The sequence below is a fragment of the Stenotrophomonas sp. GD03680 genome, assembly GCF_029844625.1.
GTDB classification, from domain to species: Bacteria; Pseudomonadota; Gammaproteobacteria; order Xanthomonadales; family Xanthomonadaceae; genus Stenotrophomonas; species Stenotrophomonas maltophilia_P.
This window is the reverse complement of record NZ_JAOCKC010000020.1, coordinates 29,684-55,460: the sequence shown is the minus strand read 5'-3', so window position 1 is coordinate 55,460 and position 25,777 is coordinate 29,684. Positions and strand designations below refer to the sequence as shown.

At 67.0% G+C, this 25,777-nt stretch carries 23 protein-coding genes and 1 tRNA gene; 10 read left to right on the top strand and 14 right to left on the bottom strand.

Annotated features, from left to right (window positions below; all coding sequences use genetic code 11):
- The 4 genes from hemW to rph form a co-directional block, all read right to left on the bottom strand.
- Window positions 1-1,207: radical SAM family heme chaperone HemW (hemW, locus tag N5J29_RS15985; protein WP_279924477.1), on the bottom strand; the 1,207-nt coding region annotated here is incomplete at its 3' end.
- Between the two features lie 56 nt (window positions 1,208-1,263).
- Window positions 1,264-1,860 (bottom strand): RdgB/HAM1 family non-canonical purine NTP pyrophosphatase, encoded by a 597-nt coding sequence (gene rdgB / locus N5J29_RS15980; RefSeq protein ID WP_053519467.1) that lies wholly within the window; start codon window positions 1,858-1,860, stop codon window positions 1,264-1,266.
- Window positions 1,857-2,246 carry a VOC family protein gene (locus N5J29_RS15975; protein WP_074899697.1) on the bottom strand — a complete coding sequence of 130 codons (390 nt, stop codon included), beginning with the start codon at window positions 2,244-2,246 and terminating at the stop codon, window positions 1,857-1,859. The genes rdgB and N5J29_RS15975 overlap by 4 nt, the downstream gene beginning before the upstream one ends.
- Window positions 2,243-2,968, bottom strand: coding sequence for a ribonuclease PH (gene rph, locus N5J29_RS15970; protein WP_053519465.1), 726 nt, complete (start codon window positions 2,966-2,968; stop codon window positions 2,243-2,245). Before rph ends, N5J29_RS15975 begins: the two co-directional genes overlap by 4 nt.
- Before the next feature lie 123 nt (window positions 2,969-3,091).
- Here rph and N5J29_RS15965 point away from each other — a divergent pair, with 123 nt between their 5' ends.
- A complete protein-coding gene (locus N5J29_RS15965) occupies window positions 3,092-3,952 on the top strand; it encodes a YicC/YloC family endoribonuclease (protein ID WP_053519464.1) in 861 nt (286 codons plus the stop codon).
- A gap of 33 nt (window positions 3,953-3,985) precedes the next feature.
- On the opposite strand, the gene selD is transcribed toward N5J29_RS15965, so the two are convergent.
- From selD to fdnG, 9 genes are all read right to left on the bottom strand, one after another.
- A complete protein-coding gene (selD, locus tag N5J29_RS15960; protein ID WP_164150887.1) occupies window positions 3,986-5,065 on the bottom strand; it encodes a selenide, water dikinase SelD in 1,080 nt (359 codons plus the stop codon).
- A 26-nt stretch (window positions 5,066-5,091) separates the two neighbouring features.
- Window positions 5,092-5,187, bottom strand: a tRNA-Sec gene (locus N5J29_RS15955).
- Between the two features lie 24 nt (window positions 5,188-5,211).
- On the bottom strand, window positions 5,212-7,143 hold the full coding sequence (selB, locus tag N5J29_RS15950; protein WP_164150889.1) for a selenocysteine-specific translation elongation factor: 1,932 nt from the start codon (window positions 7,141-7,143) through the stop codon (window positions 5,212-5,214).
- On the bottom strand, window positions 7,140-8,555 hold the full coding sequence (selA, locus tag N5J29_RS15945) for an L-seryl-tRNA(Sec) selenium transferase (protein ID WP_239519756.1): 1,416 nt from the start codon (window positions 8,553-8,555) through the stop codon (window positions 7,140-7,142). Before selA ends, selB begins: the two co-directional genes overlap by 4 nt.
- Before the next feature lie 13 nt (window positions 8,556-8,568).
- Window positions 8,569-9,552: a formate dehydrogenase accessory protein FdhE gene (gene fdhE / locus N5J29_RS15940; protein ID WP_164150893.1), complete on the bottom strand. Its 984-nt coding sequence runs from the start codon at window positions 9,550-9,552 to the stop codon at window positions 8,569-8,571.
- A complete protein-coding gene (locus N5J29_RS15935; protein ID WP_197625285.1) occupies window positions 9,533-9,718 on the bottom strand; it encodes a hypothetical protein in 186 nt (61 codons plus the stop codon). Before N5J29_RS15935 ends, fdhE begins: the two co-directional genes overlap by 20 nt.
- Before the next feature lie 101 nt (window positions 9,719-9,819).
- Window positions 9,820-10,467 carry a formate dehydrogenase subunit gamma gene (locus N5J29_RS15930; RefSeq protein ID WP_164150895.1) on the bottom strand — a complete coding sequence of 216 codons (648 nt, stop codon included), beginning with the start codon at window positions 10,465-10,467 and terminating at the stop codon, window positions 9,820-9,822.
- A complete protein-coding gene (gene fdxH / locus N5J29_RS15925) occupies window positions 10,464-11,381 on the bottom strand; it encodes a formate dehydrogenase subunit beta (RefSeq protein WP_065181684.1) in 918 nt (305 codons plus the stop codon). Before fdxH ends, N5J29_RS15930 begins: the two co-directional genes overlap by 4 nt.
- Before the next feature lie 10 nt (window positions 11,382-11,391).
- Window positions 11,392-14,460: a formate dehydrogenase-N subunit alpha gene (gene fdnG / locus N5J29_RS15920; RefSeq protein WP_146256248.1), complete on the bottom strand. Its 3,069-nt coding sequence runs from the start codon at window positions 14,458-14,460 to the stop codon at window positions 11,392-11,394.
- Between the two features lie 352 nt (window positions 14,461-14,812).
- Here fdnG and gmk point away from each other — a divergent pair, with 352 nt between their 5' ends.
- From gmk to N5J29_RS15905, 3 genes are all read left to right on the top strand, one after another.
- A complete protein-coding gene (gmk, locus tag N5J29_RS15915; RefSeq protein WP_053519456.1) occupies window positions 14,813-15,478 on the top strand; it encodes a guanylate kinase in 666 nt (221 codons plus the stop codon).
- A 110-nt stretch (window positions 15,479-15,588) separates the two neighbouring features.
- Window positions 15,589-15,888 (top strand): DNA-directed RNA polymerase subunit omega, encoded by a 300-nt coding sequence (rpoZ, locus tag N5J29_RS15910; protein WP_005410877.1) that lies wholly within the window; start codon window positions 15,589-15,591, stop codon window positions 15,886-15,888.
- 106 nt (window positions 15,889-15,994) lie between these two features.
- Complete coding sequence (locus tag N5J29_RS15905; protein ID WP_053519455.1) at window positions 15,995-18,157, top strand: bifunctional (p)ppGpp synthetase/guanosine-3',5'-bis(diphosphate) 3'-pyrophosphohydrolase; 2,163 nt, start codon at window positions 15,995-15,997, stop codon at window positions 18,155-18,157.
- Between the two features lie 172 nt (window positions 18,158-18,329).
- Here N5J29_RS15905 and catB read toward each other — a convergent pair whose 3' ends face one another.
- The gene (gene catB, locus N5J29_RS15900; RefSeq protein ID WP_111186780.1) at window positions 18,330-18,962 is read right to left on the bottom strand and encodes a type B chloramphenicol O-acetyltransferase; all 633 of its coding nucleotides are present in this window, start codon (window positions 18,960-18,962) and stop codon (window positions 18,330-18,332) included.
- Window positions 18,963-19,159: 197 nt separating this feature from the next.
- Between catB and N5J29_RS15895 the strand changes: the two genes are divergently transcribed.
- The 6 genes from N5J29_RS15895 to N5J29_RS15870 all read left to right on the top strand — a co-directional run bounded on the left by N5J29_RS15895 (window position 19,160) and on the right by N5J29_RS15870 (window position 25,725).
- On the top strand, window positions 19,160-19,546 hold the full coding sequence (locus N5J29_RS15895) for a RidA family protein (protein ID WP_053519454.1): 387 nt from the start codon (window positions 19,160-19,162) through the stop codon (window positions 19,544-19,546).
- 7 nt (window positions 19,547-19,553) lie between these two features.
- A complete protein-coding gene (gene recG / locus N5J29_RS15890; RefSeq protein ID WP_164150897.1) occupies window positions 19,554-21,665 on the top strand; it encodes an ATP-dependent DNA helicase RecG in 2,112 nt (703 codons plus the stop codon).
- A 409-nt stretch (window positions 21,666-22,074) separates the two neighbouring features.
- Window positions 22,075-23,013 carry a nucleoside hydrolase gene (locus N5J29_RS15885; RefSeq protein WP_053520044.1) on the top strand — a complete coding sequence of 313 codons (939 nt, stop codon included), beginning with the start codon at window positions 22,075-22,077 and terminating at the stop codon, window positions 23,011-23,013.
- Between the two features lie 88 nt (window positions 23,014-23,101).
- Window positions 23,102-23,344: a type B 50S ribosomal protein L31 gene (locus N5J29_RS15880; RefSeq protein ID WP_005410871.1), complete on the top strand. Its 243-nt coding sequence runs from the start codon at window positions 23,102-23,104 to the stop codon at window positions 23,342-23,344.
- 296 nt (window positions 23,345-23,640) lie between these two features.
- Complete coding sequence (locus N5J29_RS15875) at window positions 23,641-24,918, top strand: citrate synthase (RefSeq protein WP_164150898.1); 1,278 nt, start codon at window positions 23,641-23,643, stop codon at window positions 24,916-24,918.
- 288 nt (window positions 24,919-25,206) lie between these two features.
- Complete coding sequence (locus N5J29_RS15870; protein WP_053520042.1) at window positions 25,207-25,725, top strand: CS1 type fimbrial major subunit; 519 nt, start codon at window positions 25,207-25,209, stop codon at window positions 25,723-25,725.
- Window positions 25,726-25,777 lie beyond the last annotated feature (52 nt).

Here is a 25,777-nt window from a genome sequence, read left to right as displayed (position 1 = left end):
TCACCACATCATTGGTGAAACGGCGGCCCAGTTCGGTCGGGCGGACCTGGCCATCGGCCGTCTCCAGCCAGCCGCGCTGCACGGCCTCGGCCAGCGGTGCGTCGAGCACGCTGCGCGGCAGGCCGGTGCGCGATTCAAAATCACGCAGGCTGAAGCCCTCGTGCAGGCGCAGCAGGTTGAGCATGTACTCGAACGGAAGCCGCGCGGGCGTGATCACGTCATCGCCACCGAACGACGCCGGGGTGCCAGCGCTGTTCAGGTAGGCCTGCGGATGCTTGAGCTTCCAGCGCCGCAGCACGTGCTCTTCGGCGCCGGAACTGATCTTGCCGTGTGCACCGGCGCCGATGCCCAGGTAATCGCCGAAGCGCCAGTAGTTCAGATTGTGCGCGCTCTGCCGGCCGGGGCGCGCGTAGGCGCTGACCTCGTACTGGCCGAAGCCGGCCTGCGCCAGCAGCGCCTGGCAGTGTTCCTGCATGTCCCAGGCGTTGTCTTCATCGGGAATGCCCTGCGGCGGGCGCGCGAAGAACACCGTGTTCGGTTCCAGGGTCAGCTGGTAGTGCGAGATGTGCGCCGGCTGCAGTGCAAAGGCGCGCTCGAGGTCCGATTCAGCACCGGCCAGCGTCTGCTCGGGCAGTGCGTACATCAGGTCAATGTTGAAATTGTCGTACCCCGCATCCTGGGCCATCTTCACCGCACGCTCGGCTTCGCCACTGTCGTGGATGCGGCCCAGCCGCTTCAGCGCTTCGTCGTCGAAGCTCTGGATGCCGAAGCTCAGGCGGTTCACGCCAGCCGCGCGGTAGCGGTCGAAGCGGCCATGCTCGGCGGTGCCGGGATTGGTTTCCAGCGTGATCTCGGCGTTCGGCGCGAAGCGCAGGCGGGCGCTGGCCTGCTGCAGGAAGCGATCGATCGCCTCCGGCGGGAACAGGCTGGGCGTGCCACCACCGAAGAACACGCTGTGCACCACCCGGCCCCAGACCAGCGGCAGGTCCTGGTCCAGGTCGCGCAGCAGTGCATCGATGTAGGCCTCGAACGGCAGCTCGCCCTTGGCCTGGTGCGAGTTGAAATCGCAGTACGGGCATTTGCGCACGCACCACGGCAGGTGCACGTACAACGACAGCGGCGGTGGCACCAGTCGCGGTGGGCTGTCGTGGTCAGCGGAGCAGGCTTCGCCGGGCAGGTGGTTGCAGTGGTCGTGGGCGTGCGGCATGGGCTTCATCGGTAGTGCCGGCCGCTGGCCGGCTTCCCTGGTTCGATCGGATGGCTTCAGTACAGCGTCGCCAGCTGCTGCTTGAGCTGCTGCAGGGCAATGGCACGGTGGCTGATGGCGTTCTTCAGGGCCGGCTCCATTTCCGCAGCAGTCAGGCCGTGGGTGGTGTCCAGGAATACCGGGTTGTAGCCAAAACCGTTCGTGCCACGCAGTTCGCGGATGATCTGCCCTTCCCAGCGGCCCTCGCAGATCAGCGGCTGCGGGTCGGTGGCGTGGCGCAGGAGCACGATCACCGCATAGAAGCGGGCGCTGCGCTGGCCATCGGGGATGTCGGCCATCGCGTCCAGCAGCTTGGCGTTGTTGGCGGCGGCATTGGTCGGGTGGCCGGCATAGCGCGCGCTGTACAGGCCGGGTGCGCCGCCGAGCGCATCGACGATCAGCCCCGAATCATCCGCCAGCGCCGGCAGGCCGGTCGCTTCGCAGGCCGCGCGCGCCTTCAGCAGCGCGTTCTCGACGAAGGTCAGGCCGGTCTCGTCGACGTCGCCCAGGCCCAGTTCGGCGGCCGAGGTGATCTGCAGCGGCAGGTCGGCAAGGATCTCCTGCATCTCCACCAGCTTGCCGGCGTTGTGGCTGGCCAGTACCAGTTTCTTCATTGACGGGGCTCCAGCAGGTCCCAGGTGTTGCCATACAGATCGCGGAACACCGCGACCGTTGCATAGGGTTCTTCGCGCGGCGATTCCAGGAACTCCACCCCGGCGGCCAGCATCGCCGCATGGTCGCGGTGGAAGTCGTCGGTGTTGAGGAAGAACGCAACGCGCCCACCGGTCTGGTTGCCGATGCGGCTGCGCTGTTCCTCGTCACTGGCGCGCGCCAGCAGCAGGGCGGCGGCGCTGCCGTCGGTCGGTCCGACCACGACCCATCGCTTGTGGCCCTGGTCGATGTCCTCCAGCAGTGCGAAGCCGAGCTTGCCGGTATACCAGGCGATGGCCTCGTCATAGTCGGCCACCACCAGGGTGGTCAGGGCAAGGCGCCGGTTCATGCCGACAGCGCCGCCTGCTGTGCGGCCAGCAGTTCGTTCACGCCCTTTTCGGCCAGTCCCAGCAGCGCGTCCAGTTCATCGCGGCGGAAGGCATGGCCTTCGGCAGTGCCCTGCAGCTCGATGAAGCCACCGCCATCGTTCATCACCACGTTCATGTCGGTGTCGCAGTCGCTGTCTTCGGCGTAGTCCAGGTCCAGCACCGGAGTGCCGCGGTAAACGCCCACCGACACCGCTGCCACCGCACCCAGGATCGGGTTGCGCTTGATCTCGCCGCGCTTGATCAGCACGTTCACGGCGTCGACCAGGGCCACGTAGGCGCCGGTGATGGCCGCGGTGCGGGTGCCGCCGTCGGCCTGCAGCACGTCGCAGTCCAGGGTGATGGTGCGTTCGCCGAGGGCATTGCGGTCCACGCAGGCGCGCAGGCTGCGGCCGATCAGGCGCTGGATCTCCAGCGTGCGGCCGCCCTGCTTGCCACGCGCCGCTTCACGGTCGCTGCGGGTGTGGGTGGCGCGCGGCAGCATGCCGTACTCGGCGGTCACCCAGCCTTCGCCCTTGCCGCGCAGGAAGCCCGGAACCCGGTTCTCGACGCTGGCCGTGCACAGCACGCGGGTTTCACCGAAGCACACCAGTACCGAGCCTTCGGCGTGGCGGGTGAAGCCGCGTTGGATGACGACCGGGCGGAGCTGGTCGGGCTGGCGGCCACTGGGGCGGGAATCGGACATGATGCGGGTTCCGTAAGGGCGGGGAGTACGCCGCCATGCCCGCGACCTTCACGGGGCGGGCAGGAGGGCTCTGGTGAGAGCGCTAGGGTACCATTCCCCCTTTGCACGCACCGGACACATTCCATGATTCGAAGCATGACCGCCTACGCGGGTGGCGAGCGGGTCACCCCGTGGGGCACGCTGGGCTGCGAGCTGCGCTCGGTCAACCACCGCTTCCTGGAGGTCGGCACCCGCCTGCCTGAAGAACTGCGGGCATTGGAGCCGCAGCTGCGCGAGCGCATCGCCGCGCGCCTGAGCCGCGGCAAGCTGGATCTGGTGCTGCGACTGCGTGCGCCGGACGCGGCGGGGAATCTGCAGGTCGATGAGGCCCTGCTGGGCCAGCTCGGGCATCTGGCCCACCGCCTGACGTCGGATTTTCCCAACCTGCAGGTGAGCTTCACCGATCTGCTGCAGCTGCCGGGTGTGACCCGAGGCGAGGCCACCGATGCGGCGGCCCTGCAGGTCGAGGCGCTGGCCTTGCTGGATCAGGTGCTGGACGGATTCGTCGAGGCCCGCGAGCGCGAGGGCGGCAAGCTCGCCGCGGCCATTGCCGAGCGCGTGGATGGCATCGAGCGCATCGCGGGTGACGTCCGCACGCTGATTCCCGCCATCCGTGATGGCCAGCGTGCCAAGCTGGCTGCGCGCCTGGCCGATCTGCCGCATCCGGTCGATCCCGGCCGCGCTGAGCAGGAGCTGGTGCTGTGGCTGCAGAAGCTGGATGTGGATGAGGAGCTGGACCGCCTGTCGAGCCACATCGTCGAGATCCGCCGCGTGCTCACGCAGCGCGAGCCGGTCGGCCGCCGCCTGGACTTCCTGCTGCAGGAGTTCAATCGCGAAGCCAACACGCTGGGCTCGAAGTCGGTGGACAGCCGCACGTCCAATGCCGCGGTCGAGCTGAAGGTGCTGATCGACCAGATCCGCGAGCAGGTGCAGAACATCGAGTGATGCTGCGGGGCGCCTTCGGGCGCCCTCATCGTTTCAGCGCACGCTGACGCCGGCAGGCCCCGCCAGCAGGTGGCCGATCACCGCGGCTTGGGCAAACCCGGCGCCGGCAAAAACGGCTTTCACCGCATCCACGGCGTCCGCTGCGCAGGATACGAGCATGCCGCCGCTGGTCTGCGGGTCGGTCAGCAGTGGCTGCCAGTGGGCGGCCACGCCTTCGGCGAAATGCACCTGGCCGCCATACGAGGCCCAGTTGCGGTTGGATGCGCCGGTAACGCAGCCACGTTGCAGCAGATCCAGGGTCTGCGGCAGCAGAGGCACCTGTGCACTGTCCACTTCGGCGGCCACGCCACTGGCGCGGCACACTTCCAGCAGGTGGCCGAGCAGGCCGAAGCCGGTGACGTCGGTCATGGCATGCACGCCGTCCAGCGCGGCAAGGGGCAGGCCCACGCTGTTCAGGCGGGTGGTCGACTCGACCATCTGCCGGTAGCCCTCGGCATTCAGCACTTCTTTCTTCAGCGCCGACGAATACACGCCCACGCCCAATGGCTTGCCCAGCACCAGCACATCGCCGGCGCGGGCATCGGCATTGCGCTTGAGCCGCTGCGGATCCAGCACGCCGATCGCGGCCAGGCCATAGATCGGCTCCACCGAGTCGATGCTGTGGCCCCCGGCCACCACGATGCCGGCGTCGGCACAGGCACGTTCGCCGCCCTGCAGGATGCCGCGGATCGTGTCCTGTGGCAGCGTATTGATGGGCATGCCGACGATGGCCAGTGCGAACAGCGGCCGCGCGCCCATCGCATACAGGTCCGACAGCGCATTGGTGGCGGCGATGCGGCCGAAGTCGAACGGGTCATCGACGATCGGCATGAAAAAGTCGGTGGTGGCGACGATCGCCTGGCGATCATCAAGCCGGTAGACCGCGGCATCGTCACTGGTCTCGCGGCCGACCAGCAGTTCGGCCGGCGCAGGGAACGCCGGGGTGCCCCGCAGCAGTTCGGCCAGCACGCCGGGTGCGATCTTGCAGCCACAACCGCCGCCGTGGGCCAGCGACGTCAATCGCTGCGGAGCCTCGGCCGACGGGGGGAGTGGGGACTGCACATGCGAGGCCATGCCGGCATCTCCTGCAGGAACACGAATGGCGGAAGGCAGCAGGAGTCGAACCTACCAGGGAGCGATCGACGCCCCCTGCTGGGTTTGAAGCCCAGCCGCATGCCCGGATGCGCATGCCTTCCGAAGGTACGGCGGTACCGGTGCAGTCAACCGTGGGCGGTGTTCCATTGCAGGTCGCCGCGCGGCCGATGCTGGTCACCGACGCGTCGAGTGTAGCCAACGCGATTGAAGAACTCCAAGATCTGGATGCTGCGCTTGCGGCCCAGGCCGATGGCATCGCGGAATGCTGCAGCATCCACCATGCCGGTTGCCTGTGACAGCCGGGCGACCGTTGCCGCCAGCGCGTCGATGCGGGCCGGTGCGTAGAACAGGTCCGGCACCACCTGGAACAGCTCGCCGCGCGCTGCGGCGCGACGCAGGACCGCACGCATCTCCTCCTCGGCGAAGCCGAGATCGGCCGCAAGCGTGCGCACCCAGGGCGGATCGAAACCACCGGCATCCAGACGCGGGAGCACGCGTTCGAGAAGCGCGCGCTCGCGTTCCGGCGGCGCATGGTCGTGGCCTGGCAGCCGCCACCACGCGCCCACGCGCTGCAACGCGCCATCGTCGAACAGGTCCTGCAGCAGCGCGTTCCAGAGACTGGTCGAGAGCGCGGGCAGGGTGCTGCGCTGCAGGCGCCCGCTGTCGACACCGGGCTCGTCCGGCCGTCGCTCGTGCCAGTCATGCAGCGAGCGGATCACCTGTTCGCGCAGCGCCTGCCAGTGCGAGGCGAGGATGATCACCGTGTCCTCGCGGGTGGCGATGCGCCGGGCATCTGCAGGGAGATCGATCTGTGCGGCCTCACGCCGGCAGTAGCGTTGCAGTGCGGCCAGCGCGATGCCGGCCGGTGCCTGCTGCAGCAGCGGGCCGATTCCCGTGCCTGCGGCCAGTTGCTCCAGGGCTGCCAACCACGCCCGGCGTGCCGGGCTGCGCCGACGTCGTTGCGGTGGATCGGGATCGAGCACGGTGCCGCCGCCCAGCGTATGCGCTGCAGCCGAATCGCGGGCGATGAAGCGGTCGCCGCACATCGCGCAGACCGGGGCATCGAACACCAGCTGCACCAGCTGGCCGTTGCCACTGTCTTCATCCTCCAGCAGCACCACATGGGCCTGCCGGTGCATCGTGCCCCAGTGGATGTGCAGCGGTGTCCAGTCGCGCAGGGGCCGCACCTGTGCCGCAAGGCGAAGGCGTACGTCGACGCGGGTGGTGGCCTGCAGCGCGCGCGGATCGGCGATCCAGTCGCCGCGGGTGATGCCGTCGCGGGCGATGGCGGCCAGGTTCAGGGCACAGCGCTGTCCCGCGGCAGCCTGTCCACTGGCCTGGTTCTGCGCATGGATGCTGCGGATGCGCACGTCGATGGCGGTCGGCATCAACTGCAGATGCGCGCCGACCGCGGCCACGCCGCCCTGTACCGCGCCGGTGACCAGTGTGCCGTGACCGGCCAGCGAGAACACGCGATCCACCGGCATGCGGAACAGCTCGCTGCGGCGCTGGGCCGTCCGGCGGCTGTCGTTAGCGGCGGCCCACGCATGCAGGTGGGCGCGCAGCGCATGGATGCCGGCATCCGCGCTGTCGGTGCTGTTGCAGGCGAATACTGCAGACCCCTGCAGCGGTGTGCCGGCCAGCAGGGCAACGATCTCCGCTTCTGCCTCGGCAATGCGCGCCGCATCCACACGGTCGATCTTGGTCAATGCCACTGCAGCGCGGTCCACACCCAGCAGCTGCAGGATCGACAGATGCTCACGGGTCTGCGGCATCACGCCGTCATCGGCGGCGATCACCAGCAGCGCCACCTCGATGCCGGTGGCACCGGCCACCATCGTGTGCACGAAGCGCTCGTGACCTGGCACATCGACGAAGCCCAGCATCGCCGGAGGCCCCTCTCCGCGTGCGGCCTCCACCGGCACATAGGCATACCCCAGTTCTATGGAGATGCCGCGCGCGCGCTCTTCCTGCAGGCGATCGGTTTCGATGCCGGTCAGTGCCCGCACCAGGCTGGTCTTGCCATGGTCGATATGCCCGGCGGTACCGACGATCATGCCTGCAGCGCGCTCCACTGGGCGAGGAAAGCAGCCTCATCCCCGTACTCAAGCCCGCGCAGGTCAAGCCACAGCGCATCCTCGGCAATGCGCCCGAGCACCGGCCGTGGCAGGCCGCGCAGGCGCTTGGCCAGACGGTCCAACCCGGCAGCTGCAGCGACGCGGATGCGCAGGCCGGCGCTGGCCAGTTGCGCCTGTGGCTGCGCGCCACTGCCGACCTGGCTGTACATCGGCACCGCTTCAACCGCGTAATGCGCGGCCAGCGCCTGCTGCACGGAAGGCAGCAGGCGCTGTGCCTGCGCATGGATGTCTGCCTGTTCGCGGGACAGCGTGCGCAGGGTCGGCAGCCGCTGCGGCAGCAGTTCCGGTTCGCGGTACAGCGCCAGTACCGCTTCCAGCGCGGCCAGGCCCATCTTGTCCATACGCAGGGCGCGCTTGAGCGGATTGCGGTTGATGCGTGCGATGAGGTCGGCGCGGCCGGCAATGATCCCGGCCTGCGGTCCACCGAGCAGCTTGTCGCCGCTGAACGAGACGAGGTCGGCGCCCGCCGCCAGCGTCTCCTGCACTGTAGGTTCGCGCGGTAGACCGTGGGCAGACAGGTCGCACAGGCTGCCACTGCCAAGGTCCACCGCCAGTGGCAGCCCGTGCCCGTGCGCGATCGATGCCATCCGTGCAGTATCGACCTTGGCGGTGAAGCCGGTGATGGCGTAGTTGCTGGCGTGCACTTCCATCAGCAGCGCGGTGCGCGTGCCGATGGCGCTGTCGAAGTCGGCCGGATGGGTGCGGTTGGTGGTGCCCACTTCGCGCAGCCGCGCACCGGCGCTGCGCATTACATCGGGAATTCGGAAGGCGCCGCCGATTTCCACCAGTTCGCCCCGCGACACGATTACCTCGCGGCGATTGGCCAGGCTGTTGAGCAGCAACAGGACTGCTGCTGCGTTGTTGTTGACCACGGTCGCCGCTTCGGCGCCGGTCAGTTCGCAGACCAGTGCCCGCACGCGCGCATCGCGGTCCCCCCGACGGCCCAGGGCGATGTCGAATTCCAGATCCACCGGCGCCGTCATCGCGCGGGTCACTGCGCGTACCGCGGCGTCCGGCAACAGCGCGCGGCCGAGATTCGTATGCAGCACCGTGCCGGTGAGGTTGAATACCGGCCGCAGATCCAGGCGTGCATCGGCTGCCAGCGCCGACTGCAGGGCCGCGACCACGCCGGGTTCCGCGACGGCCCGCTGCAGCTGTTCCGGTGACAGCTGGCCGCAGCCGCTGCGCTCGCGCAACCCCTGCACGTGCTCGCGCAGCAGATGGGCGATGCGGCTGCGGCCGTGGTCCCTGATCAGCGTCGACAACGCCGGCAGGCGCAGCAGGCGGTCCAGCGAGGGCAGGGCGCTGGCCGGGGCGGTGGGGGCGTGCACGCGAGGCATCGGTTCAGTCGCCGTCGGACTGCCAGAGCAGCGGATTCTGGCTGGCGCGCATGTAGCCTTCCTCGCCCAGCAACAGATCCAGCGCCAGCGTGCCGAGGTCGTCGGCGACCGGCTCCAGCGCCGGATCCTTCTCCAGATACAGAATCTTGCGGTAGCTGTGGCAGTGATCGCAGGTCTCGGCGCGGATCGCGCCTTCACGCACCACCTCGCCTGCATCGCCGTCGACCTCGGCCAGCGCGCGATAGGCGATGTCCTTGCCGGCCGCGCCGCATTGGCTGCACTGCACGCGCACGTAGTGCCACTGGCAGGCGCACAGCGAGCACGACAGATAGCGGTAGGAGGCGTAGGGTGGGCGCGCCTGCACCACACTGGCCACCGGCAACGAGCCGCACAGCGGGCACAGCCCGGGTGCATCGGCAAGCGGTTTCAGGTCGGTGGGGCGGAAGCTGGCCGCGAGTACGGCCCAGTACACCTGCAGCGCGTTCATCACCAGCAGGGCAGCGACCGCGTCCAGCGACGGTGCGTCGTCGCGCTCCAGCACCGCATGCGCCTGTGCATCCAGCCAGGCGTCAGCGGCCGCGGCAACCCGTTGCAGTTCCTGTCGGGTCTCCGCAGGCAGCCCGGCTTCATCGGCGCAGTGCCGGCACAGCGCGCGCAACCAGTCGCGCCATCGGCCATCGAGCTGAAGTGTGTTGGCGGGCCGCAATGGCATGCCGGCGCTGGCCGCCGCGCTCGACTGCTGCGCGCGGGCCTGCGCCTGCAGCGCCTCGCGTTGCTGCGTCGTCAGTTCGTCCAGCAGCGCCTGTTGCGCATCGGCCAGTGCCGCCAGCAGCTGCAGGTAGCCACCGATGGCACTGCGTCCGGCCAGGCTGCGCAGCCGGTCCGCACGTCCGCCGAACAGCGAGGCGGCATCCGGCAGGATGATGCGCGGGACATCGCGCGAGGCCAGCGTCTCGATCTCACCGGGTTCAAGGATGCGTTGCGCCATGCGGGGCCAGCCGGAAGAACCAGCCTCCATCCTCGCCGTTGTCGACGCTGGCGTCCAGCGTGTTGCCGGCCACCTGAAAGGTCGGGGTCAGATCCGTTTTCCAAAGGAAAACGGATCTGATCCCATCGGTTGTTGCCGTGTTCATCGTGTCGACCAAGGTCGACACCCACCAACAGCAGCGGGACCCACCCCGCCATCCGGCGGCAACCTGCTTTTGACGTTGACGTTGACGTTGATCCGGCGGGTGCAGGGCCGCAGGCCCTGCCGTTACCCCTCTCCGCGCCGCCCGCGCAGGATGTCCCTGAACCACTGCCGATGGTGCTTGTAGGCCCACCCATAGGTCACCTTGCCCTGGGTCATCGCGCGCACCGAACCCTTGATCCAGATCGCGGCATAGATGTGCACCACGATGGCGCATACCAGTACCCAGCCAAACAGTGCGTGCACCAGCACCGAAAAACGGATCACGCCGATCGGGAACAGATGGCTGAAATACTGCCGCCAGATCACGAAGCCGGTCAGCAGCAACGCCGAAAGGCAGCCGATGATCGCCCAGAACAGCAGTTTCTGGCCGGCGTTGAAGCGGCCAACCGGTGGCAGTGTCTCATCCTCGTTGCGCAGCACTTCGCGCATGCCGCGCAGCCATGCGCGGTCGTCGGCGGTAGGCAGGTTGTCACGCCACATGCGCAAGGCAAGCAGGGCGAAGCCCACCACCATGGCCAGGCCGACGAAGGGATGCAGGATGCGTGTCCACGGCCCGCCACCGAACAGCGCCGTCAACGGGAACAGCGCAGGGTGGAACAGGGCCAGGCCGGACAGCGCGGTCAGCACGAAGCAGATCGCCACGATCCAGTGGTTGATGCGGGTCGGAGCGCGGTAGCGCACGATCTGGCGGGGGTGCGGGGCGTACTTCATGGCCGCTGCTCCTCTTCGATCTTCTTTGCTTCGTGCTCGGCCTGCTCTTCCTCCTCATCGTTGACCGTGTTGCGGCCGATGCCGATGTAGTGCAGGAAGCCCACGAAGGCTGTCGCGGCGATTGCCAGCACGCCCAGCGGCTTGGCCACCCCCTTCCAGACCTCGACCATGGGGCTGATGCGCGGGTCCTTTGGCAGGTCGGCGTACAGCTCGGGCTTGTCCACGTGCTGCAGCACGTACATCACGTGGGTGCCACCGACGCCCTGCGGGTCGTACAACCCGGCATTCTCGTAGCCGCGTGATTTCAGGTCCTCGACGCGGCCGGCGGCGTGCTCGGTCATCGCCTGCTTGCTGCCGAACGTGATCGCCCCGGTCGGGCAGGTTTTCACGCACGCCGGCTCCTGGCCCACGGCCACGCGGTCCGAGCACAGCGTGCACTTGTAGGCCTTGTGGTCCTTCTTGGAGATCCGCGGCACGTCGAACGGGCAGCCGGTCACGCAGTAGCCGCAGCCGATGCAGTTCTCCTCCTGGAAATCGACGATGCCGTTGGCGTACTGGATGATCGCGCCCGGCGACGGGCAGGCTTTCAGGCAGCCCGGGTCGCTGCAGTGCATGCAGCCCTCCTTGCGGATCAGCCACTCCAGCTTGCCCTTCTCGTCCTCGTACTCGCGGAACTTCATGACCGTCCACGACTGGTCGCTCAGGTCCGGCGGGTTGTCATAGCTGCCGACGCAGCTGCCGACCTCGTCGCGCAGGTCGTTCCACTCCATGCAGGCGACCTGGCAGGCCTTGCAGCCGATGCACTTGCTCACGTCGATCAGTTTGGCGACCTGTCCGGTGTGGGCACCGCGCGCCTGCGGCGAGGGCGTGGTGGTGGCCGAGCGGCGGATGATGTCCAGCGATTGCAGTGACATGGCGTGTCTCCTACACCTTCTCGACCTTGACCAAGATGCACTTCGATTCAGGCGTCTGCGAATTGCCGTCACCGATGGCGTTGGTCAGCGTATTGGCGATGTAACCGGGCTTGGCAGCACCCAGGAAGCCCCAGTGGATCGGCACGCCCACCTGGTGCACCGTCCTGCCATCGATCTGCAGTGCCTTGATGCGCTTGGTCACCATCGCCACGGCTTCGATGTGGCCACGCTTGGAGCTGACCCGCACGCGACTGCCGTTGCCGATGCCCAGCTCGTCGGCCAGGGCTGCGCCGATCTCTACGAACTGCTCCGGCTGGATGATGGCGTTGAGCTTGCCGTGCTTGGTCCAGAAGTGGAAATGCTCGGTCAGCCGGTAGGTGGTGGCCACGTGCGGGAACTCGTCCGGCGAGCCGATCTGCGCGCGGTCGCTGTCGAACACGCGCGCGGCCGGATTGTTCAGCGTCAGCGCCTGGCCCGGGCTCAGCGGGTTGCTGCGCAACGGCGTGTCGAAGGGCTCGTAGTGTTCCGGGAACGGGCCTTCGGCCATGCCGGCCTTGGCGAAGAAGCGGGCGATGCCCTCGGGGTTCATGATGAACGGGCCCATCCCGCCGGCCGGGTCTTCATCGGCCTTGAAGTCGGGCACGTCGATGTTGCCCCAGTTCCTGCCGTTCCAGGCGAGCAGGGTGCGTCGTGGATCGAACGGCTGCCCGGCGACGTCGCACGAGGCGCGGTTGTACATCACGCGGCGGTTGGCGGGCCACGCCCAGGCCCAGCCCAGCGTGTTGCCGATACCGGTGGGATCGCTGTTGTCGCGCCGTGCCATCATGTTGCCGGTCGGCCCCCACGCACCGATGTAGATCCAGCAGCCGGAAGACGTGCTGCCGTCGTCGCGCAGGTCGCCGAACGCGGCCAGCTGTTCGCCGGCCTTGCGCACCAGCCGGGTCGGGTCCTTCGGATCGAACACATCCACCAGGGCCTTGCCGTTGTACTCCATCGCCAGTTCTTCCGGCGTCGGCAGTTTCGGGTCGGCGTAATTCCAGGCGAGGTCGCGCACCGGCTCCCACCACGCGCCGCCGTCCTTCTCGTACAGCGCCTTGATGCGGTGGAACAGCTCGGACATGATCTCGATGTCGCTGCGCGCTTCGCCCGGTGCGTTGGCGCCCTTCCAGTGCCATTGCAGCCAGCGCGAGGAGTTCACCACCGCGCCGTTCTCCTCGGCGAACGAGGTGGTCGGCAGGCGGAACACTTCGGTCTGGATGGTGCTCGGGTCGACGTCGTTCAGTGCGCCATGGTTCTGCCAGAAGGCGATCGTTTCGGTTTCCAGCGGGTCCATGCTGACCATGAACTTCAGCTTGGAGAACGCGCTGATCAGCTTGCCCTTGTTCGGTGCCGAGGCCAGCGGGTTGAAGCCCTGGCAGATGTAGCCATGGATCCTGCCTTCGTTCATCAGCTCGTAGGCCTGCAGCATGTCGTAGGGCTTGTCGAGCTTGGGCAGGTGATCGAAGCACCAGTTGTTGTCGGCGGTGGCGGCATCGCCCCACCACGACTTCATCAGACTGACATGGAACTTCGGGTAGTTCTGCCAGAACGACATCTGGTTGGCGCGCAGCGGCTTCTGCGTGCGCTTGGCGATGTAGGCGTTGTAGTCCTGCTCGTCCTGCCTGGGCAGTGTCAGGTAGCCCGGCAGCAGGTCGGACATCAGGCCGATGTCGGTCAGGCCCTGGATGTTGGAATGCCCACGCAGGGCGTTCATGCCGCCGCCGGCCACGCCGATGTTGCCCAGCAGCAGCTGCACCATCGTGCCGGCGCGCACGTTCTGCGCACCGACGGAGTGCTGCGTCCAGCCCAGCGCGTACAGGATGGTCATCGCCTTGTCCTTGCCGGCGGTGGACGCGATCATGTCCCATATCTGGCGGATGCTGTCGGCGGGCGTACCGCAGATGCGTTCGACCATCTCCACGGTATAGCGTGCGTAGTGCTGCTTGAGCAGGTTGTAGACGCAGCGCGGGTCCTTCAGGGTCGGGTCGCTGCGTACGTAACCGTCGTCGCCATACAGGTAGTCCCAGCTGGAGCGGTCGTAGCTGCGCTTCTGCGGGTCATAGCCCGAGTACAGGCCGTCGGTGAAGGCGAATTCGTCCTTCACCAGGAACGACATGTCGGTGTAGTTCAGCACGTACTCGTGCTGGATGCGGTCCTCGGCCAGCAGGTAGTTGATCAGGCCACCCAGGAACACGATGTCGGTGCCGGTGCGGATCGGCGCGTAGACATCGGCCACCGCGGCCGAGCGGTTGAAGCGTGGATCGATGACGATCAGGCGGGCCTTGTTGTGTGCCTTGGCCTCGGTCACCCATTTGAACCCGCACGGGTGTGCCTCGGCGGCATTGCCACCCATGATCAGGATCAGGTCGGCATTCTTGATGTCGACCCAGTGATTCGTCATCGCACCTCGGCCTAGCGTCGGGGCAAGACCTGCCACCGTCGGGCCGTGTCAGACACGTGCCTGGTTGTCGAATGCGAGCATTCCAAGCGAGCGGACGACCTTGTGGGTCAACACCGCGGTTTCATTGCTGGTGGCCGAGGCCGCCAGCATGCCCGTGGTCAGCCAGCGGTTGACCGTCTGCCCCGCCTCGTTTTTCTGCACGAAGTTGGCGTCGCGGTCTTCCTTCATCAGCCGCGCGATGCGGTCCAGAGCGTCGTCCCAGCTCAGGCGCTTCCATTCGTTCGTACCCGGTGCACGGTATTCCGGGTAGAGCAGGCGCGATTTGCTGTGGATGATGTCGGCCAGGCCGGCGCCCTTCGGGCACAGCGTGCCGCGGTTGACCGGATGGTCCGGGTCGCCCTCGATGTGGAAGATGCTCGGCTCGGCGTTCTTGGCGCCATCGCCGAGGCTGTACATCAGGATGCCGCAGGCCACCGAACAGTACGTACAGGTGTTGCGGGTCTCGGTGGCGCGGGTCAGCTTGTACTGCCGCACCTCCGCGAGCGCGATGCCGGGCGCGAAGCCCATCAGGGCCAGGCTGGAGCCCACCAGGGTTGTCCCGGTGACCTTCAGGAACTGGCGGCGACTCATCGAGGGCATGCCGTTCTCCTTGGATGGCGGGGAGGCGTGCAGGCCTCCGGGCTGTCGGTGGGTACGGCCGTCGAAGGGGAGAACCGCCAGCATGCCGCGAGCGTCTTTCCGGGAACGACCGCAATGCCCCGGTTATAGCACAGCCCCCCGCATGCCCATGTGGCACAAGGCCGGCCCGGGTGTGGCCGGGCGCGGGGAGGGGCCGCTCTGGTAAAGTTGCGTGCCCGCACCCCGGGGAGCCGTCTGCCGGGCCTGGTTCCAGGATGTTCCGCGCAGTCCCTGCCGTCCTGGCGCGATCCTCCGCGTCATGTCTGGAACATCGAGGAAAAATTTTGCGAAATCAACCAGTTGGGTTCCGTGCATGAGCGCCCCGTCCACCCCGTCGGCCACCATCGCGCGCGGCACGCTGTACATCGTTGCCGCCCCTTCAGGCGCCGGCAAGAGCAGCATCGTCAACGCGACGCTGGCCCGCGACCCGCAGATCGCCCTGTCGATCTCCTTCACTTCGCGGGCCATGCGGCCGGGTGAAGTGAACGGTGAGCACTATCACTTCGTCACCGCAGAGAAGTTCGAGCAGATGATTGCTGCGGGCGACTTCTTCGAGCATGCATGGGTGCACGGAGACTGGAAGGGCACGGCGCGGCAGTCGGTGGAACCGCAGCTGGCGGCCGGCCAGGATGTGCTGCTGGAGATCGACTGGCAGGGCGCGCAGCAGGTCCGGCAGCTGGTACCGGGCACGGTCACCGTGTTCATCCTGCCGCCGTCCAAGCAGGCCCTGCAGGACCGCATGCGCAAGCGTGGGCAGGACAGCGAGGCGGTGATCGCCCAGCGCCTGGGCGCCGCCCGCGACGAGATGCTGCACTTCAATGAGTTCGACTACGTCATCGTCAACGAGGTGTTCGACACCGCCGTGGACGAGCTGTGCGCGATCTTCACCGCCAGCCGCCTGCGCCGCGAGGCCCAGAAGGTCCGCCACGCCGGGCTGATCCAGGCCCTGTTGACCCCTGATCCGGGCGCAACTGACTGATTCCAAAAGAATCGGGTGAGGGTTGGCTTGATTTTGTCCAGCCCCTGCCGGTACACTCCGTCCCCTTTCCCTCATTCGACTGAGCGGCCGACCGGTCGCCGGGAGCCCGTATGGCCCGCATCACCGTAGAAGATTGCCTGGAAGTCGTTAACAACCGTTTCGAGCTGGTCATGATGGCCTCCAAGCGTGCCCGCCAGCTCGCCAATGGCGTGCAGGCCACGCTGGACAACAGCGAGACCGAGGACAAGCCGACCGTGCTGGCGCTGCGCGAGATCGCTGCCCGCAAGATCGACAACGCGCTGATCGACGAAGTCGAGAAGGCCGAGCGTGAGCGCGCCGAGCGCGAAGCGCTGGAGTGGGCCGCCGCGGAAGTGGTCGCCGATGAAGACATGTCCAAGAACGACGATTGATCGCATCGATCAACGTCATCGCTGGACACGCCGAACAGCCCGCCCCGTGCGGGCTGTTTCGCATTCAGGATTTGCCGTAAACGTCGCGCTGGAATAGGCTTCGGGCATGAACCCAGGCCCCACTGCCAAGGTCGCCGCAGCCCCCACTGCCGCCGTACCCGACTACGTCCTCCAGCTTGAACGCGCCGCCCATTACCTGCCGCCGGAGCAGCTGCCGCTGCTGCGCCGTGCCTGGGAAGTCGGGGCCGCTGCGCACGCTGGGCAGACACGCAAGTCGGGCGAGCCCTATATCACCCATCCTGTGGCGGTTGCGCAGGTGCTGGCCGAGCTCGGCCTGGATGTCGAAGCGCTGATCGCCGCGATCCTGCACGACACCATCGAGGACACGCCGCTGACCCGCGAGGCGCTGGCCGCCGAGTTCGGCGAGCCGGTTGCCGAACTCGTCGATGGCGTGACCAAGCTGGACAAGCTGAAGTTCCGGGACCGCCAGGAAGCTGCCGCGGAGAGCTTCCGCAAGATGCTGCTGGCGATGTCGCGCGACCTGCGCGTGATCATGATCAAGCTGGCCGACCGCCTGCACAACATGCGTACGCTGGGCGCCCAGAGCCGCGAAGCGAGGAGCCGCATCGCCCGCGAGACGCTGGAGATCTACGCGCCGATCGCGCAGCGGCTGGGCATGAGCCTGGTCAAGAGCGAGCTGCAGAACCTGGGCTTCAAGGCGTTGTATCCGTGGCGCCACGCGATCCTGGAAAAGCACATCCGCAGCCAGCCGGTGGTGCGCCGAGAGGCGATGGCGCAGGTGGAAGTGCAGCTCTCGCAGCGACTGGCGAAGGAGGGCATCGAACACCGCCTGGTCAGCCGCATCAAGACGCCGTGGAGCATCTACAACAAGATGCGCGACGAGAACAAGAGCTTCGACCAGGTGATGGACGTGTTCGGGTTCCGCCTGGTCGTGCGCAGCGTGCCCACCTGCTATCACGCACTGGGCTCGGTGCATGCCACGTTCAAGCCGCTGGACGGTCGCTTCCGTGACTTCATCGCCATTCCCAAGGCCAACGGCTACCAGTCGCTGCACACCGTGCTCTTCGGACCGTACGGCTCGCCGATCGAGGTGCAGATCCGTACCGAGGAAATGGACCTGATTGCCGAGCGAGGCGTGGCCGCACACTGGACCTACAAGTTCGGTGGCGATTCTCCCAACAGCGCGCAGAGCCGTGCCCACGCGTGGATCGTCGAGTTGATCGATTCGCAGCGCGCGGCCGGCTCCTCGCTGGAATTCCTCGACAACGTGAAGGTCGACCTGTTCCCGGACGAGGTCTACCTGTTCACGCCGAAGGGCAAGATCCTGGCCCTGCCGCGCAATTCCACCGCGCTCGATTTCGCTTACGCCGTGCATACCGATGTCGGCAACATGGCGGTGGCCTCGCGCGTGGACAAGAAGCTGGTGCCGTTGCGCACCAAGCTGGTCTCCGGGCAGTCGGTGGAGATCATCACCGCGCGTTCGGCCACGCCCAAACCACAGTGGCTGGAGTTCGTGGTCACCAGCAAGGCGCGCACCGCGATCCGCCACCAGCTCAAGCAGCTGGAGCACGAGGACGCCGTGCAGCTGGGCCACCGCATGCTTGACCGTGCGCTGGAGGCGATGGATTCCTCGCTGGAGCGGCTGCCGAAGGGGCGCCTGGATGCATTCCTGGCCGAGCACCGTTTCCCGCGTCTGGAGGCCCTGCTGGCGGAAGTCGCGCTCGGCAACTGGATGCCGACCCAGGCCGCGCAGGCGCTGATGGCCTATGCGGAACTGCGTGGCGGCCCGCATTCGCGCCACCACTCGCAGGAGAAGATCCTGATCAATGGCAGCGAGCGCGGCGTGGTCACCTTCGCGGGCTGCTGCCAGCCGATTCCCGGCGACGACATCATGGGGTACCACACCGCCGGCAAGGGCATCGTGGTGCATCGCATGGACTGCCCGAACCTGGCCGAGCTGCGCAAGTCGCCCGAGCGCTGGGTGCTGATCGGCTGGGATACCACCGTTTCCGGTGACTACGACACCTCGCTGGTGGTGGAGGTGGAGAACGGTACCGGCGTGCTGGCCCAGCTTGCCGCCGCGATCGCGCAGAGCCAGTCCAACATCGAGCGCGTGGATTATCTGGATCGCGACTTCAACGCTGCCGTGCTGGCGTTCAACATCCAGGTGCGCGACCGCAACCACTTGGCCGAGGTCATGCGGCGCCTGCGCCGCCTGTCGGTCGTGCAGTCGGTGCGCCGCCAGTAAAGCCACGCCATGCGTGGATGGTTCTTGTGGAGCCGAGCCCACGCTCGGCTGCTCTTGCCTGAAGCAGCCGAGCATGGGCTCGGCTCTACGGATGGCGCATCGCAAGCCCGGATTGAAGTAGATCCACGCCATGCGTGGATGATATTCCGTGCACACGATGCGCGAGGTCGGATCACGCCGCCTGTTCGCGCCAATACGCATGCAGCGCCGGGATATCCCCAGCGGTCAGCAACGGCATCGCCGCCTTGATCTGCGCCAGCGGCCACTCCCACCACGCCATTTCCAGCAACCGCGCGATGTCCTCCGCTTCGAACCGGCTGCGCAGCACCTTGGCCGGGTTGCCGCCCACGATGGCGTAGGGCGCCACGTCGCGGGTCACCAGTGCCCGGCTACCGATCACGGCACCATCGCCAATGCGCACTCCCGGCAGGATCATCGCCTCGGCGCCGATCCACACGTCGTTGCCGATCACGGTGTCACCGGCCGGCCTGAAGGCGTCATTGGCCGCGGCAAAGGCCGACTCTTCCTGCATGTAGAAGAACGGAAACGTCGATGCCCAATCGTGCCGGTGGCCCTGGTTGCCAGCCATGATGAAGCTGACGCCGCTTCCTATCGAGCAGAAGCTGCCGATGATCAGCTTGTCCACGTCGTCGCGATCAGGCAGCAGGTAGCGCGCGCAGTCGTCGAAGCCGTGCCCGTGGTAATAGCCGGAGTAGTAGCTGTAGCGGCCGACGAGGATGTTGGGGTTGGTGACCATTTCGGTCAGCAGCTTGCCCTTGAAGGGGGAGTCGAACACGTTTGCCATGGCTTGGTCCCACAGGAATCAGCAGCCAGTCTACGGATGCGCCCGGCCCGGAGACCATGGGTGGATGGTGCACCGGTAGCGCCGGGCCATGCCCGGCGACGTTTGGTTCATGCTGCGTGGCGCGCTCGCCGGGCATGGCCCGGCGCTACCGGGTTGCTACAATCGCCGCTCTGTTTTCCAAATGCACCGGAGCGACCATGTCCCGCCAGATCATCAACACCGAAAAGGCGCCTGCCGCCATCGGCCCTTACTCGCAGGCCGTGCGCGCCGGCAACACCGTGTACTTCTCCGGCCAGATCCCGCTTGATCCGGCGACCGGCGACATCGTCGGTGCCGGTGATGTCGAAGCCCAGGCCCGCCGCGCGTTCGACAACCTCAAGGCCGTGGCCGAAGCTGCCGGCGGTTCGCTGGACCAGGTCGTGCGCCTTGGCCTGTACCTGACCGACCTGGGCGAGTTCGCCAAGGTCAACGCGGTCATGCAGGACTACTTCCAGGCTCCGTTCCCGGCCCGTTCCACCATCGAAGTCTCCGGCCTGCCGAAGGGCGCCAACTTCGAGGTCGACGCGGTGATGGTCATCGACTGACGCCCCCGTGGCACGCAAGGCGGCGGTCACTCCGGTCCTGTCACCGTCCGGCGAAGCATCCCTGGCGATGCTCGCCGGCGTGGGTCCGGCCGTGGCCGCCAAGCTGCAGGCGCGTGGCCTGGCCACCCTGCAGGATCTCTGGCTTCACCTGCCGCTGCGCTATGAGGACCGGACCCGGCTGACCCGCATCGAAGACCTGCGATCCGGCGTGCCGGCACAGGTGGAAGTGCGCGTCGTCGCGGTCGAGCGCGGCATGCGCTACCGGCCGATGCTGAAGGTGGCGGTCGAGGACGAGGGGCAGGGCACCCTGGTGCTGCGCTTCTTCCATTTCCGCCAGCAGCAGGTCGGCCAGTTCGCGGTCGGCAACCGCCTGCGCTGTTTCGGAACGCCCAAGCCGGGCCACCTTGGCCTGGAAATCGTTCATCCCAGCTACCAGGTGCTGGGGCGCAACGATGATCCTGAACTTGGCGACCGCCTCGATCCGGTGTATCCCACGGTGGAAGGTGTGGGCCCGATGACGATGCGCAGGCTGATCGGCCAGGCACTGGATCGCCTCCCCGAAGAAGCCGCGCTGGAACTGCTGCCCGTTGGCTGGCTCGATGGCCTCGGCCTGCCGTCGCTGCGCAGTGCGCTGTTGACGGTGCACCGGCCGCCACCGGATGCCGACCTGGCCGCGCTGGCCGCCGGCACCCATCCGGCGCAGCGCCGGCTGGCGATGGAAGAACTGCTGGCACACCATCTCAGCCTGCGTCGCCAACGCATCGCGCTGCAGGCGCATCATGCGCCGCCGCTGGCCGGCCCCGGTGCGCTGGCCAAGGCCCTGCTGAAGCAGCTGCCGTTCGCCCTCACCGGTGCGCAGGCGCGCGTGTTCAAGCAGATCCGCGAAGACCTCGCGCGACCCCGTCCCATGCTGCGGCTGGTGCAGGGCGACGTGGGTTCCGGCAAGACCGTGGTGGCCGCGCTGGCCGCCATGCTGGCGGTAGAGCAGGGCAAGCAGGTCGCGCTGGCTGCGCCCACCGAACTGCTGGCCGAACAGCATCTCAACAATCTGCGCGGTTGGCTGGAGCCGCTGGGCGTACGTATCGCCTGGCTGGCCGGCAAGGTCACCGGCAAGGCGCGCGCGAAGGTGATGGAACAGGTCGCCAATGGCGAAGCGCAGGTGGTGGTCGGTACCCACGCGCTGATGCAGGAGGCGGTGGTGTTCCAGGACCTCGCCCTGGCCATCGTCGACGAACAGCACCGCTTCGGCGTGCACCAGCGCCTGGCGCTGCGCGACAAGGGCGCCGGCGGCAACAGCGTGCCGCACCAGCTGGTGATGACCGCCACGCCGATTCCGCGCACGCTGGCGATGTCCGAGTACGCGGACCTGGACGTATCGGCCATCGACGAACTGCCACCGGGCCGTACGCCGGTGCAGACCGTGGCCCTGAACAACGACCGCCGTCCGGAGCTGATCGAACGTATCGCCCTGGCCTGCGCGGAAGGGCGGCAGGTGTACTGGGTGTGTACGCTGATCGAGGAAAGCGAAGAGCTGGATGCCACGCCCGCACAGGCCACCTTCGAATCGCTGCAGGCGCTGCTGCCGGGCGTGCGCGTGGGGTTGGTGCACGGGCGGATGAAAGCCGCCGAGAAGCAGGCGACGATGGTCGCGTTCAAGGCCGGTGACATCGACCTGCTGGTGGCGACCACGGTGATCGAAGTGGGTGTGGACGTGCCCAATGCCTCGCTGATGGTGATCGAGAACGCCGAGCGTCTGGGCCTGGCCCAGCTGCACCAGCTGCGCGGTCGCGTCGGCCGCGGTTCGGCGGTGTCGCGCTGCGTGCTGCTGTACCAGGCGCCGCTTTCGCAGATGGCGCGCGAGCGTCTGCAGACCATGCGTGACACCAACGATGGCTTCGTCATCGCCGAGAAGGACCTGGAACTGCGCGGGCCGGGCGAACTGCTTGGCACGCGGCAGACAGGCCTGGCCGGCTTCCGCATTGCCGATCTGGCACGCGACGCCGGCCTGCTGCCCGGCGTGCATGACCTGGCCGAGCGCTTGCTGTCCCAGCAGCCCGCACTGGCCGACCGCGTGGTCAACCGCTGGATCGGCACGGCCGTGCGCTACGCCTCGGCGTAAGCGGCCTCTGTGCGCTGCGCGCGGGAGTCGAGCATGGCTCGACTCCACAGACAGCGCCTTCGATCATTTCCATGTTCATCCACGCATTGCGTGGATGTGTCGACCACGGTCGACACCTGGCAGAGCAGAACGCCGTTCCGACAGACCGCGGGAAACTGTCGAAGGCGGGGTGGGTCCGGTTGCGGGGGCGTGAGCGCCATGGATGGCGCGACCGAGCTTACATGGACGTACTTGCAGCGTCCCCCGCAACCGGGCCCACCCCGCCATCCCACAGAAAACCAGCTTTCGCCGTTGCTCTGGCGTTTGCCGTTGATTCGGCGGGTGCAGGGCACAGCCCTGCCAGAACCCCCATACTTGCAACGGTCATCATCCCGGTCCACACTTCGTTGCCGATCTGAAGACGGCAACGATGACCCACAAGATCCCCCTGTTGATCGACACCGATCCCGGTGTGGACGACGCCCTGGCCCTGCTGATGGCCTTTGCCGATGAACGGCATGACGTGGTCGCCCTGACCATCGCCGCCGGCAATGTCGGCCTGCAGTACACCGTCCGTAACGCCCTCAAGCTCTGCGACATCGTCGGCCGTCCCGACGTGCCGGTGTTTGCCGGCAGCCCCGATCCGCTGCTGCATCCCTCCGTCGATGCCGCGCATGTGCACGGCCGTGATGGCTACGGCGATGTCGATCTGCCGCCGCCGGGCCGACAGGCCGAAGCCGAGCATGCCGCGCTGGCGATCCTGCGCCTGTCGCACAAGCATGCCGGCGAACTGATGCTGGTGATGCTCGGCCCGCTGACCAACCTGGCGCTGGCGCTGAAGCTGGACCCGACCCTGCCTCAGCGCATCAAGCGCATCGTGGTGATGGGCGGCGCGGTCACCTGCCACGGCAACATCACGCCGGCGGCGGAGTTCAACATCGCCTTCGATCCGGAAGCGGCGCACGTGGTGTTCACCGCATTCAAGCACCTGCTGGTGTCGGACTGGGAAGCCACCGTCGCCCACGGCCTGCCGCTGCAGGAGGCCGAGACGTGGCTGCAGGCCGATTCGGAGCGCGCCCGCTTCTATGAGCTGATCTCGCGCAAGACCCGTGGCCTGTCCGAAGACAGCAAGGGCGGACGCTGGTACACCGCCGATGCCCTGGCCATGGCCTGGGCGCTGAACCCGGAAGGGCAGCTGCGGGTGGAATCGCGGCCGCTGAACGTGGAACTGAACGGCACGTTCAGTCGCGGCGCGACCCTCGTCGACTGGAACCGCCAGACCGGCCAGCCGGACAACTGCGACCTGCTGATGGCCTACGACCAGGCCCGCTTCGAAAGCCTTGTGCGGCAGGCACTTGGCGCGGACTGAGCGCGGATCCACGCCACCGGTTGCTCCAAGGGGCGGCCGGTGCTTATAATGCCGCTCTTGACCACCAGCCCATTTACGGTGTGAGCCCATGAAGGCCGATATCCATCCGAACTACCGCGACGTCGTCTTCCATGACGTCACCTCCGATTTCAAGATCCTGACCCGCTCCACCATGGCGACGAAGGAAACCATCCAGTGGGAAGACGGCAACGAATACCCGCTGGTCAAGGTTGAAATTTCCTCGGCTTCGCATCCGTTCTACACGGGCAAGCACAAGGTCATCGACACCTCGGGCCGCATCGACAAGTTCCAGAAGCGCTACGCGCGCTGATCTGTCGATCCAGCTCCGAACCGACGGCCGCGCTCTGCGCGGCCGTTTGTTTTTCCCCGACGCCTGCCCAACAGGCGTTTGGATGGACAGAACACTGCGTTCGCGTGACAACGCTTTTGCCGATCCGGGCCACTCGCTGGCCGGGTTCCGGCCGCCTGCCGTCTACGACTTCCGTCTAGCACCGGGCAAATGCTGCTGTGCGATAATGGCGTGATCCACGACACAGGTCGTGGACGTCATTCACGTGCCTGACCAATGCGCTTGGGCAGGCGCCTTCCCATGAAGGAGCGCACACAGTGTCCGATCTTGATCAGGTCACGCTCAACGCCGGCGACACGTCGGTCGTTCTGCCCGTCATCAAACCCACCCTTGGCAACGACTGCGTCGACATCGCGAAGCTGACCAAGGAAACGGGGTTCTTCACCTACGATTCCGGCTTCACCGCGACGGCCAGCTGCAAGTCCGCCATCACCTACATCGACGGCGACAAGGGCGTGCTGCTGTACCGCGGCTACCCGATCGAACAGCTGTCGGAAAAGTCGAGCTACGTCGAAGTGGCCTACCTGCTGATCAACGGCGAGCGTCCGAGCGCCGAGCAGCTGAAGGCCTTCACCGATGAGCTGGCTGCCGAGGCCAACGTCCCCGATTCGATCAACACCCTGATCGGCAGCTTCGCCAAGGATGCCCATCCGATGGCCATCCTGGCTGCCGCGATCGCGCAGCTGTCGGCCGTCTACCACGACGCGCTGGACCTGTCCGACGCCGAACAGCGCCGTCAGGCCGCTGTGCGCCTGATCGCCAAGGTGCCGACCCTCTCGGCGCTGATCTACCGTCACGGCAAGGGCCTGCCGGCCAACACGCCCGACACCTCGCTGGATTACGTCAGCCGCTTCCTGAAGCAGACCTTCGAGTCGGCCGACGGCCAGTACGAACTGAATCCGGACGTGGTCAAGGCGCTGGACCTGCTGTTCATCCTGCACGCCGACCACGAGCAGAACGCGTCCACCTCGACGGTGCGCCTGGTCGGCTCGACCGGTGCCAATCCGTATGCGTCGGTTGCCGCAGGCGTCACCGCGCTGTGGGGTCCGGCCCATGGCGGTGCCAACGAAGCCGTGCTGAAGATGCTGGAAGAAATCGGTTCGGCCGACAACGTGGAATCGGCCGTGCTCAAGGCCAAGGACAAGACCTCCGGCTTCCGCCTGATGGGCTTCGGCCACCGCGTCTACAAGAACTTCGATCCGCGCGCCAAGGTCATCGGCGAGATGACCAGCAAGGTGCTCAAGCAGCTGGGCGTGCAGGACCCGCTGCTGGACGTGGCCGTGAAGCTGGAGCAGGCCGCGCTGCAGGATGACTACTTCGTCGCCCGCAAGCTGTACCCGAACGTCGATTTCTACAGCGGCATCATCTACAAGGCGCTGCAGATTCCGACCGAGATGTTCACCGTCATGTTCGCCCTGGGCCGTACCTCCGGCTGGGTGTCGCATTGGCTGGAACAGCAGGTCGATCCGGAAATGAAGATCGGCCGTCCGCGCCAGGTCTACACCGGCAGCGACGTGCGCGACTACCAGGGCTGATCGCCCCGCAATCGCAACGTGGAAGAACGCCCCCGCAAGGGGGCGTTTTTTTTTCCCATGCCGTGGTCGTGCCCTGGTCGGAGCAATGCCGAAAGCGTCGCATTCTGCTGGTCACGGCACGCGCGATGCGTGTGTGATGTCGCAGAAGTACGCGTAATCGGCAATCAAGAAACGTTGCATGTACACCGCAGGAGCCGATCAATACCTTGACCGCGCTGCTGGCAGGGCAGGTCCGTGCCGGCAGTGCTTCCATCCAGGAGGCAACCCAATCCATCAGAGAGAGAAACCATGTCGCACATGTTCAAGAAGGCCGCCCTGGCCGTGGCGCTCGCCGGCGCCTCGCTGACCGCGCAGGCCGCCGTGGAAACCAACATCACCGTGTGGGCGAACGTCGATCCGACCCTGTCCCTGCTCAAGGCCGACGGCACCGCGCTGCCGGACGCGGTGCAGCTGGTCTACCGCGCCGGCGGTGCCGGCCTGTCGTCGTGGACCGAAGATGTGCGCATCTTCACCAATGACACCGAGAAGGACGTCAGCGTGCGCCTGGCGGCCGACGCCGTGCTGCGTCCCGACCTGGCCGCACCGGGTGCCATCAACGTGCCGCTGACGGTCAGCCTCAACGGCCGCGCCCTGGAGACCACCCCGATCGACTTCGCTGCAGACGACCTGTTCGACAGCGCGATTCCGGGTGCGTCGATCGCCATGCCGCTGCGCGTGCAGCAGACCGTGTCCGGCGAGATCAACTTCGCGGGCCTGTACAGCGGCACCGTTGCGCTGGTCGTGTCGCAGAACACCGCCGCGCCGTAATCCCCACCGCGCCGGCCCGTGCGCGGGCCGGCCGGCCATCGGTTGTCTCCCC